Source organism: Nostoc sp. DSM 114159 (assembly GCF_053470285.1).
Genome location: NZ_JBPFEH010000001.1, coordinates 5,007,995 through 5,019,688, shown reverse-complemented (window position 1 = coordinate 5,019,688; position 11,694 = coordinate 5,007,995). Strand labels below are relative to the sequence as shown.

Below are 11,694 nucleotides of genomic sequence, written 5' to 3'. Positions count from 1 at the left end.
ACTACTCCGGTGGCAGTTTTACGATCGCAAACCAAAAATTTTCTATTGATTGGACAATTTTAACGAACCGATCGAAATCTACTGGCTTAGTTATATAACAGTTAGCAAAAAGGTTATAGGCTTTGAGGATATCTTCTTCAGCCTGGGAAGTAGTCAAAACTACTACAGGAATTCGTTTGAGGTTTTCATCTCCTTTTATTTCTGCTAATACCTCTCGTCCATCTTTTTTCGGAAGGTTAAAATCGAGCAGTACGATATCTGGATGAGGTAATTTAGCATATTTTCCCTGTTTTCGCAAGTATGCCATTGCCTCTACACCATCCTCGACTACGTTTAAGTGAATTGAGATTTTACTATCTTCTAGGGCGATGCGTGTAAGTTGGACATCGCCAGGATTATCCTCTACTAACAAAACCTCAATAGGCATAATCGCTGTTATGGTGTTTACCATTGCTTACCTGCTCTATCTGGAATTGTGAAGTAGAAAGTCGAGCCTTGACCCGGTTTCGACTCAACCCAAATCCGGCCCCCGTGGCGTTGGATAATTTTCTTACAAATTGCCAGACCAATTCCAGTACCTGGATACTTGTCTCTTGCGTGCAAGCGCTGAAAGATTATAAAAATACGTTCAGTATATTGGGATTCCAAACCAATTCCATTATCACGCACCCAGAACAACCATTCATCCTCTGAGGGGATAAAATTTAAATTTTTTCCATCTGATATATTTGTATCTCTCTTACTTACTCCAATGTGAATTAATGGCTGTTGACGATCGCAAAATTTGATCGCGTTGGCAATCAGGTTTTGAAATACTTGTGTCAATTGGGTAGCATCAGCCATCACTTGAGGTAGAGTATCGTAGGTGACTACTGCCTTTCGATCTGCGATCGCCACTTGAAGATTAGCAAGCACCTGTTCTAAGACAACACTACAATCAACTGGCACAAAAGGCTGTCCACGGGTGCTGACGCGGGAATAGTTTAACAAATCATTGATTAGGGTTTGCATCCGGCTGGCCCCATCTACTGCATAGGCAATAAACTGATCCGCATTGATATCCAGTTGGTTTTTGTATCTCCGCTCCAGCAGTTGTAAATAACTAGTTACCATCCGCAACGGCTCTTGCAAATCATGGGAAGCTACGTAGGCAAACTGTTCTAATTCCGCATTAGAACGAGTAAGTTCCTGACTTTGCTGGGTTTCTTTTTCTAATAGTTGTGCCTGAGATAAAGCAATCCCAATTTGGTTCGCTAATTGCTGTAACAAATCCATCTCAAACTGATTCCACTGTCGAGGTGCGCTACACTGATGAGCTAGCAATAAGCCCCAAATATCGTCCCTGACAAGAATCGGCACTACCAGATTAGCCTTAACAGCAAACTGCTGAAGAAATTCTCGATGGCATGGTTGGATATGAGCAGCTTCAATGTCTTCAATGGCACTTACTCTTCCCTGGCGATATCTCTCTATATATTCTTCTTTAAAGCAGGGGTCAAAAATATTTTCTCCTAGAATTACCGGCCAACCAGGCAGAACTGCTTCTTGTACAACTGTTCCCGAACCGTCTGGTTCCAGTCGAAAAATCAACACTCGGTCGGCTTGCAGTAGTTTTTGTACCTCTGTGACAGTGGTTTGAAGAATTTCATCTATTTGTAAAGATTCTCGAATTTTCAGGGTGATTTCGGCAAATAATTGCGATCGCAGATTTTGCCGCTTTAATTCTTCATCTGCCCGCTTCCGATCTGTGATATCAGTATAAGAACCAACCATCCGTACTATATCACCCAATGCGTCCCAAAGTGCCTGTCCTCGATCTAGAATCCATTTATAGCTGCCGTCTTGGCATTGGACTCGATATTCACAGACGTAAAACGGTGTTTTCTTGGCAAAGTGGTCTTGGAAAGCCTGAATTACCCAATCTCGCTCATCGGGATGGATTCGTCTTATCCATTCATCCCAATGGTTGGAAACTTCGTAGTCTTTATAGCCGAGCATTTCCTTCCATCGAGTTGAGAAGAACACTTCATTAGTCTTGAGGTTCCAATCCCAAATACCATCATTATTACCATGTAATGCTAATTGCCAACGTTCTTCACTTTCTCGTAGTGCTTCTGCTGTTTTCCGTCGTTCAGTAACATCTTGAAAATAGACAGACAAGCCGTCTTTTGCTGGATAGGCGTGGACTTTAAGCCACTGCTGTGGCAGATACAATTCCTCAAATTCGACACTAACCTGTTCTAAGATTGCCCTGCGATATTCACAATCAAATGTTGTGCCGATAATTTCTGGAAACACCTCCCAGATGTTTTTACCCAAAAGCTCATTGTGAGTTTTTTGCAACAGCCGTTCTGCTTGACTATTAATATAGGTGAATTGCCACTTTTGATCCAGGGCAAAAAAACCATCAGTGATACTTTCAAGAAGATTGGTAATGCGGGTTTTGGCGGCTTCAGATTGGGCACGGGCTGCTTGCTCGTGTGCCACTAATTTCTCAGTAACTTTAGATACCTCACTTACATGACGCCTGAGTTCGAGTTGGTCAATTACCAGGCGACTCAAACCCACAAATGCCTCCACTTGTTTTTGGCTTAGTTGTCGTGGAACTTGGTCAATCGCGCACAGAGTTCCCAGCATATCTCCCTGCGGAGTAATTAAGGGTACACCTGCATAAAACCGTATATATGGATAGCCAGTTACTACCGGATTACTTGCCAACTTCTCATCAACAAGGGTGTCAGGAATCACCACAACATGACGCTGCTCTTGGCAAAGATAAGATAACCCAACACTACGGGGCATTTCTGATACATCTAAACCTATTTTTGCCTTAAACCATTGACGGTTTTCATCAATAAAATTTACCAAGGATATGGGTGTGCCACAAATAAAGGCCGCTAACTGAGCAAGATTGTCATAGGCTTCTTCGGGTTCTGTGTCAAGAATTTGATACTGGCGGAGGGCTTCTAACCTCGCTACTTCTGTATCAATCTGTCTAGGTTTCATTAACTTTTTTTAATAAATCTAAATGTGATATCGAGTCATCAGTGTGATTATCTGAAAAAGAGCTTAACGTTTTTTAATAATTGTTAGCCCTTTCCTCACCTTTGGCTGTTCAGGAAAGTCTGTTAAAAGCGATTCTTAAAGGATGTTTGAAAAGTATTTTTCATCGCATCTAAGCCTTAGAAACTTAACTCTCTCAGCTCTCTTCCCCTACAAGAGAATGACTGTTTCAAAGCCTCTCTCCGTTTCAGGGAGAAGTTTGAATAAGGGTTTTGAGTATACTTTACAACTTTTTCAACAAACTATTATCAGCCACTGCCTGTTTACGCCGCAAAGTTATTGTCTAGGTCTAGCCCGCACTTCGACAAGCTCAGTGACCATCGTAGACATCGCCATAATCCTAGTGTAGACAAGTTTAGGACTGAGATTATTTACTATGCATGATTAGATTTAGTTATTAGACATAAGAGATTTAGTGATTTGACCAGAGTAATTTACTAGTCGGACTAAACCATTCTAGGTCGATGCGATCGTCTTCTACTGTGTCGAAATTCTCAGAAAAACTGGCTTTTACATTAATGCGAAATTTATCTACATCAGCATCGATGCACGGCGGCTGATTGTGAGATATGGCTCTAGTATTTCCAATACATGGCTAAGGGTATCCTCAATTAGCTCAATCAGTCTACTCCGGATGTATAAATAAACTCTACTAAAAAGCAGCAAATGTATCAAATTTGCCGACGAGAGCGAGTAGCCTGAAGTATATTTTTACTCCATTTTTTAAGTTAATAGTCTTTACTTACGTATTTATACGGCTAAATAATAGCTGAATTTTTGAGTTGTGGTGATTTTGCTGAGGTTGAATTTTTGCTCAAGAATTACACTCTTGTTGCAGTAAATCTGCTTAATCCTATTTTATTATTTGCCGACAGGATAAGAAAGAAAACTTTTTTGACTAACTATATTTACTGAAACACTGTTGAATCCATCCATCAAATCAAATAAATCAAAGACTAAGTATTAAATAATGGTTAATTTTCGACATTAGCCAATGCTCAAAAGTTTGAATAGCCAAAAAAATTATTTTGAAAACATTGAAAAATTCAAATCGAAGAACTATCAATATCTCCCTAATGAGATTCAGAAAAAGTATCAAGATTCTTGGTATCTGTTTGTTATTTTCAACAATTTTATACAAAATTGTATTTATTAAATTATCTGCGATCGCTCTAAGCATAGACAGGAATAATATTGATTTAATCGCTAATCATAACAAGTCATTACTAAATTCCGCTCGAAAAATAAATAACTTGCAAAACCAAGAACTGTTAAAACAGGCTTTAAGAAAGTCTAACTCTAACTTAGAGAAACCAAAACAGTTACGCAAATTCACTATTGCTGACGTTATCCCAATTGAAGAATACAAAGAAAAGCCTCCCCAGCTACCTGAAGAAGATCGAGAAAAGCCTCAACCAAATACAATTCAACCATCAAATTCAAATCCGTCCAAACCATACACACCCCAACAACAAATACTAATCGAAAAACTACGCCGAACAAAAAAGCAACCACAAGCAATCCAAAAGACAATAATTCTTGATGCCTTAACATTTAGTGCTAATAAGTATCCTTGGATTGTTAATCCTACAGATAATCTTACTTTTTCCACAGAATTATTTAAGCCAAATAAAAATGAAAATTATATAGATACTGATCTAAGAGTAAGATTTTCTGGAGAGAATCAGATTATTGATAAGTTCACTTATGCCAAATTTCCCAAGGCTGACCAGTTTTACTGGGTTTTAGATGGCAATAGAATAGTAGTTGAAACGAAAGGCTCCCAAGCCGGTATCATCTATCAAGGAAGACAAACTAATACTTATATTACCCAAAATGTTACTTCACAACAGGCATTTTGGGGATTGCAAAGTCTATTTGCTATACCGACAGATTTTCGAGAGTTAGCTGGAGAAGTTGATACTAATAACTTTTCTGTAACTTCAATAGCCGGACAATTGATAAATCCTGAAGGGATACCTGCTGGCAGAGTTATTATTAACAGTGGAATTGACTCAAACAATCCTAATGTTACAGTTCTAAAAAACCCTATTCCAGCTATTGGTAGTGGCTCTACTTTGAGTGTTGATGGTGGGCAAGCTTTATTTCAAGTTTTAGATGCTACTAATGCTCCCAAAATTCTACAAGGCTTTCCAACGACAAATATACAACCTTTGCTAGACGATGGAAACGTCAGGCTCCAAGAAGGCGAAATCATTCCTAATAGTGCCTTAGAAGCTGCTGGCATCTTTTGGGGAGATGTCTTAACGGGAAAAGGTTTTGGTTTTACTGCTCCTGTCTCTTCCTTTCCAGGTATTAAAGTTGCTCAACTTGGAAAATTTGATAACTTTGATTTGTTAAATGTAGCAGTCAATCCTTTTCTTTCTCAACCCGAAAAAGATTTTCATTATCTTAACTCTTTACAGTGGCTATCTTTAGGAAGAAGAGATCCTGTATTTGAGACACTATCTCAAACTCAAGAAAGTTCTGATTGGCACAGACTGTATGTTAGCCATCCTCATAATCGAAGCTTAATTCAATACGATCCAGTTGCCAGCAAAGCTACTTATTCTAATATTTTTTCTGCTCCAGGATTATCTCTAACAGCTAAATTTAGTGATGCCAGTATTGATGCTATCCAATCAGTAAATTCTACGTTAGGTTTGCTATTCGGTGGAATTTTTGAAGCTATTAAAATTGATAAGATTCAACAAGGTTTAGAAGAAGCTAGACAAAAACTAAAGAATGGGGAAGGTTTTGTTCCTTTAAATACATCTGTTACGGCTGAACAAAGAAGACAAATTAATAACAGGCTGAATCGCACTTTATCTTATGCCAATGCATCTAGTGGGTTAGAGCAGGTATCTGGAACTTACACATTTCCCAGTCAAGTCACTCCTAATAACTCTAATATCTTGCAAGTAAGAACAGGAAACCACAAACGAGCAGTTCAGTTTCTTGGAAGAAATATTTCTATTCTAGATGAAGGTGATACATTTTTTTCCGATCTCAGGCTCTCTAATGAAAAATTTGGCCCTCTAACATATATTGGGATTCCAATTCCTTTAAATGGTACTTCCATCGATCCGATTAACGAAGCCTCTGCTGTAGAAGTCATTTTAACAAACCCTCAAGGGCAAAGATTTGTACAAAAATTTAATTCAGCAGATTCAACGCTAGTACCACTGCAAATAAGAGCAGCCGATTTAGCATTCGATTATATGGAACTCACTAGAGTTAGCAAAATAGGTGTTGATTTTAATAGCTTTAACGGTTATCTATCTCTACCAACAGTTGAATTGCTAGCAGCAGGTTCTTCTGGAAATTTTAACTATAGTGCTAATTTAGGAACGTGGTTTAATATAGATGCTAACTCAGCACCAGGTGTTTCTAATAATAATTTAGGAACGGAAGAACCAACATTAGGTTTATATAGTAATATACTTCTCAATTATATTAAAACTGATATACGGTTAAATTCAGCCAAAAGACCTGTAGCTATCAATACTCACGTACCCTACTTGAGAGTTGATTGGAATAGTGCCTCTAATAAAAATAATCCTTTTTCTACTTATTTAAGTTATTTATATCAACACCAAGAAAGAAATTTTGGTTTTTCTTTAGCTCCTGGCATCGCTTTTATTGAGAACAATAGCAATGGGGAATTTTTGGGTCTTTTCAATGGGGAGTTTAGCACTAGTCATGGTTTGAATCTCAAGACAAATTTAGAGATGGGTAAAGAGTTCTTCTTTGAATTTCAGGGTTTACACAGAGTTAGTAAAAATATTTCTGCTGGTGTTTATCTAAAAAATTATGCTATTAATAATCTGGGCTTGAGTAGCCGAGTTTCTGGCTTTAATTATGGAGTCATTGTAAGGCACAATTTTCCTGATAATAGTGTGTTTATAGAAACTCAAATTGGTACAGGTGAGAATGGATTTGACTTAAAACTTCAAGGTGGTTATCGATTTTGACCTGACGATCAAATATCCCCAAATTTTCAAAAATTCGGGGATCTAAGATTTTTAATTTGCCAATTCTGTCTAATCTAAAGCACCTAAACCATTATTACCAGCACCTGCTTGGATTATAGATGTTAAATCTTCAACAGAATTACTATTATTTAATAAATTCGCTGCTGTATCAATAAATGGGTTTGGGTTAGAGATGATAGTAGTTTGAGCTACTCCTGGGCTTATAGTCAGACTAGTTATGGTTTCGTTATTTCCACCTGCTATACCTCCATAGGTAGGAGAAATTGTTAAACCTCCTTCATAGTAAGAGCCAGAAGGTAAAGTTACTTCGCCAGTGACACTGAGAAAAGTACCAGAAGGTCTAATAATAGTAACAGCGCCACGAGCAGTAGCTTGTTGTGCATTTGCCGGTGCTACTAAAAAATATTCTCCACTTACCAAACCTAATAAACAGATACTTCCTCGAATAATTACAGATAATTTTTTAGATAAAGTATTCATGTTTTATAAACTCCTCATATTGTTGTCTTAAGTTGTTTCCAGATTTTGCTTGAAAATGCAGAATATGCATCGGTCAGCAGAAATCGAGGCAGAATCTTTTGTTATCTAGCTTTTATTCTTTCAGTGTATAAAAAAATAAAACCTTTGTTGGGAGCGTTTTGTGAAAAATGGACATTTTCAAGCTTCGTATTTTTACGCAAGCTCTCTATTCAATATTCAGTCAGAGTTTCAGGGTTTATATTGATATCACTAAAGTTATGTAAAGTGATGATGAGGAGTTACATAGCAAATAATTTAGGCACAAGATGAAAAACCTATATAAAAAGATTCCCGACTTCTTAGAGAAGTCGGGAATCTGAGCCACAAAGAAGCGTCATACTATATATACAAATATAAATATAGGGAACAGATATAGCATTGCTATTTCTCCTCCCTACGATCTATTGATTTATTCAACTGTTCTGTCAGTTGCTAAAAATTTTGTAATTACTTACGAGTTAAAGCAAAAACTTAATCTATTCTAAACCGCCTAAGCCATTAGAACCAGCACCAGCCCGAATGATAGCTGCTTGTGCGCCAATGTCGTTAGCAGTTACAGCTGCGTCTAAGGCTGCTGCTGCTGAAGCAACGAAAGGATTGCTGCTAGTAGAGAGGTTTGTAACGTTAGGTGTGCCTGCGTCTACAGTTAAAACAGTTACAATTTCACTGTCTGCTTTTGGATCACCAGTAATGGTAGGTGTAATGGTTAAAATCTGATCGTAGTATGCGTTATTGGGCAAAGTTAATTCACCACTAACACTAATAGAAGCGCCTGAAGCTCTAACAATAGTTACAGCGCCACGGGCTGCTGCTTGACCTGCATTTGCTGGTGCAGCCAGGATATTACTAACACCAACCAAACCCAACAAGCAGATGCCGCCTTTAACGATCGCAGAAATTTTCATGATTAACAAACTCCCCGTGTTGTTTTTCTTTACGTTATCAATATAACCATTGTCTGCCAGAAACATCTCAGAGATTGTACTGAAGTTTTAAAAAATTGCAGAGGTCATAAATTAAAAAAACTAATAGATGGAAGTATTGGTGTAGCTCTGAATAAAAGCTTCAAATACCTCATAAAAATGGAGTTGCAGTAAGGCTTATGCCTACTAAATGCCTGTATAAGGATTGTAGTAATGATTACTCAATTTTGGGTTTGATAAAACCAAATCCATCAAGTCTTGGAGGTAAGCCTTTAGACTGCTTCCAATGTCCCAATACCCTGTAAACACTGCTTAATAATTCGTTAAAACTTGTTAGATATGACATAGCCATATCTTTGCTAAATCTTAAGTGCATCTTTATAGGTAATATGCTGTGGGCAACGATTTGAATCCCAGTCCGATCGCAGTTATTGTATGGATGCAATATTTTGAAAGGGCAGATAACTATACGCTAACACCATATTCCATAAAATTGAAAATGGCTATAAAATCTAGTTATAGGTTGGGTGGCTAGGGTGATTATCTGGAAGATAGCCAAGGCGATATCTACGACGGGCTATGCCTACGCGCAAAGCACCCAAAAATTTCTTAGGAATGTTGGCTTTCGTGCCTACACAAGTTAATTTTTGAGTCTTTGACTACAGTTATTTAAATACAAATAGATTTTTAAAATTCTGATGTCTGTCTTTTACCAGTAGTGAGCTAGATAATAAGCACAGCAAAAAATTGCCTCAGCGTTTTGCTCAAGCACCATTTAACCTACTATATTTATTGTCCCCCAGTTGAATGGGCTACATCTGCCTGGCATTAGGTCATTATGGCAAAATCTAAGAAAAGCGCTACCCCCATCAATCTCAGCGATCCACAATATTATCTTAACCGAGAGTTAAGCTGGTTAGAATTTAATGCCAGGGTATTACATGAAGCTTGTGACGATCGCACCCCACTTCTGGAACGTCTTAAGTTTTTGGGAATATTTAACTCTAATTTAGATGAGTTTTTTATGGTGCGCGTTGCTGGCTTAAAGCAACAAGTAGAGGCAAAAGTTAGCCTGTTAACTCCCGATGGTCGCACACCACAACAACAGCTAGACGATATTAGGTCTACCCTCATTCCCCATGTCAACAAACAGCACCAACATTTTGAGCAAGTGCTTCGTCCTCTACTAGTAAATCATGGCATTCATATTCTGAATTACATAGATTTAAATCAAAAGCAGCGGACTCATCTCAACAGCTATTTTGAAGAACAAATCTTTCCAGTTTTGACTCCTCTGGCTGTCGATCCTAGTCATCCCTTTCCGTTTATTTCTAATCTCAGTTTAAATCTGGCTGTTGTGGTCAAGAACCCAGACACCGAAGAAGAATTTTTTGCCAGAATCAAAGTCCCTAGCGTTCTACCACGATTTTTACCAATACCGCCTGAGTTGGGAGATCAGAATAGCGAAAAACCTGCCCATTGGACTGGAGTACCTTTAGAACAGGCGATCGCTCATAACTTGGAATCACTATTTCCAGGGATGAACATTCAAGAATATCATCCGTTCCGCATTACCCGTGATGCCGATTTGGTCTTAGAAGAAGATGAAGCAGATGATTTGTTGTTAGCGATCGAACAGGAATTGCGAAAACGGCGCCTGGGTGGTAGTCCAGTCCGGCTAGAAATTCAATCCCAGACTCCGGAAATAGTGCGATCGCGATTATTACATGATTTGGAATTAGCAGAAAGTGATGTTTACGAGGTAGATGGTCTTTTGGGACTGCGGGATTTAATGTACTTTATGTCCTTACCATTGCCGGAACTCAAAGATCCACCACGCCAATCTGTTGTACCATTACGCCTGCAAAGGCTGAGAGAACCGAGTTTAGACCCAGATGCGCTGGAGACGGACGAAGGAAAAGACTTTTTTGCTGTAATTCGGGAAAAGGATTTACTAGTACACCATCCCTATCAATCTTTTTCGGCTACAGTAGTGCGCTTTATTACCCATGCTGCCTACGATTCAAATGTGTTAGCCATCAAGATGACCCTTTACCGGACTTCTGGTGACTCGCCCATCGTCAACGCCTTGATTGCTGCTGCTGAAAATGGCAAGCAGGTATCTGTGCTGGTGGAATTAAAGGCGCGATTTGATGAGGAGAATAATATTTACTGGGCAAAACGACTAGAAAGAGTTGGAGTTCATGTTGTCTATGGTTTAGTTGGGCTAAAAACCCATAGTAAAACCGTCATGGTGGTACGGCGCGAAAAAGACCGGATACGTCGCTACGTACATATTGGGACTGGTAACTATAATCCTAAAACAGCACGACTGTATACAGATTTGGGATTGTTTAGTTGTCGTGAAGAGTTGGGTGCTGACATTACAGATTTATTTAATTTCTTAACCGGATACTCTCTGCAAAAATCTTATCGAGAGTTGCTGGTTGCGCCTGTGAATATGCGCGATCGCTTTTTGGCATTAATTCACCGCGAAATCGAAAATGTTCAAAATGGATTTTCTGGACGGATTGTCGCCAAAATGAATTCCCTAGTCGATCCAGAAATTATCGCCACTTTATATGAAGCTTCCCGCGCCGGAGTGCAAATCGACTTAATTGTTAGGGGTGTTTGTTGTTTACGCCCAGGAATCAAAGACATTAGTGAAAATATTCGCATCATCAGTATTGTCGGTCGCTTTTTAGAACACTCTCGGATTTATTATTTTCATAACAATGCCCAGGAGGAAATCTATATTGGCAGTGCTGACTGGATGCGCCGCAACTTGGATCGCCGAGTCGAAGTAATTACCCCAGTCAAAGACCCAGATATTGCTAAAGATTTGCAAGAAATTATGGGAATTATGCTCGCAGATAATCGCCAAGCTTGGGAATTACAAGCTGATGGTAGTTACATTCAACGGCGTCCTTATGATGATTCTCCAGAAGCTAATTCACAAAAAATTCTCATAAACATGGCATTACGCTCAACTGGTGTAGTCCCAACCTGATTGATAAAAAATAAGTTACTTATACCTTGACAACTAGCTCAACTTAGTTTTTTTTGGGAAAAATTGAATTTTTTGAGCAGTTGTCTAAGTTGTTTATCATAGGTTCACACAAGTTATTCAACCATAGGATAGAGTCAGTGCTGGCACTTGTTCTCATAAACTGGAGAGGTTATTCTGAATAAAC

6 protein-coding genes are annotated in these 11,694 nt (G+C 38.6%); 2 read left to right on the top strand and 4 right to left on the bottom strand.

Translation table 11 applies throughout. From position 1 onward, the window contains the following. Position 1 precedes the first annotated feature (1 nt). Positions 2-451, bottom strand: coding sequence for a response regulator (locus ACR5KR_RS20765; RefSeq protein ID WP_445630698.1), 450 nt, complete (start codon positions 449-451; stop codon positions 2-4). Continuing rightward, on the bottom strand, positions 445-3,006 hold the full coding sequence (locus tag ACR5KR_RS20760; RefSeq protein WP_448267848.1) for a GAF domain-containing protein: 2,562 nt from the start codon (positions 3,004-3,006) through the stop codon (positions 445-447). Before ACR5KR_RS20760 ends, ACR5KR_RS20765 begins: the two co-directional genes overlap by 7 nt. A gap of 1,133 nt (positions 3,007-4,139) precedes the next feature. On the opposite strand from ACR5KR_RS20760, the gene ACR5KR_RS20755 reads away from it, so the two are divergent. Then, the gene (locus tag ACR5KR_RS20755; protein WP_448267847.1) at positions 4,140-7,037 is read left to right on the top strand and encodes a hypothetical protein; all 2,898 of its coding nucleotides are present in this window, start codon (positions 4,140-4,142) and stop codon (positions 7,035-7,037) included. A 69-nt stretch (positions 7,038-7,106) separates the two neighbouring features. On the opposite strand, the gene ACR5KR_RS20750 is transcribed toward ACR5KR_RS20755, so the two are convergent. Then, positions 7,107-7,538, bottom strand: coding sequence for a hypothetical protein (locus tag ACR5KR_RS20750; RefSeq protein ID WP_448267846.1), 432 nt, complete (start codon positions 7,536-7,538; stop codon positions 7,107-7,109). 515 nt (positions 7,539-8,053) lie between these two features. Continuing rightward, positions 8,054-8,548, bottom strand: a complete 495-nt coding sequence (locus ACR5KR_RS20745; RefSeq protein WP_448267845.1) for a hypothetical protein — start codon at positions 8,546-8,548, stop codon at positions 8,054-8,056. Between the two features lie 790 nt (positions 8,549-9,338). On the opposite strand from ACR5KR_RS20745, the gene ppk1 reads away from it, so the two are divergent. Next, a complete protein-coding gene (gene ppk1 / locus ACR5KR_RS20740; RefSeq protein WP_448267844.1) occupies positions 9,339-11,510 on the top strand; it encodes a polyphosphate kinase 1 in 2,172 nt (723 codons plus the stop codon). Positions 11,511-11,694 lie beyond the last annotated feature (184 nt).

Bases quoted from the DNA above. Each gene is read 5' to 3' on its own strand.
- ACR5KR_RS20765 (WP_445630698.1), bottom strand. From the start codon at position 451: ATGGTAAACACCATAACAGCGATTATGCCTATTGAGGTTTTGTTAGTA.
- ACR5KR_RS20760 (WP_448267848.1), bottom strand. From the start codon at position 3,006: ATGAAACCTAGACAGATTGATACAGAAGTAGCGAGGTTAGAAGCCCTC.
- ACR5KR_RS20755 (WP_448267847.1), top strand. From the start codon at position 4,140: ATGAGATTCAGAAAAAGTATCAAGATTCTTGGTATCTGTTTGTTATTT.
- ACR5KR_RS20750 (WP_448267846.1), bottom strand. From the start codon at position 7,538: ATGAATACTTTATCTAAAAAATTATCTGTAATTATTCGAGGAAGTATC.
- ACR5KR_RS20745 (WP_448267845.1), bottom strand. From the start codon at position 8,548: ATGTTTCTGGCAGACAATGGTTATATTGATAACGTAAAGAAAAACAAC.
- ppk1 (WP_448267844.1), top strand. From the start codon at position 9,339: ATGGCAAAATCTAAGAAAAGCGCTACCCCCATCAATCTCAGCGATCCA.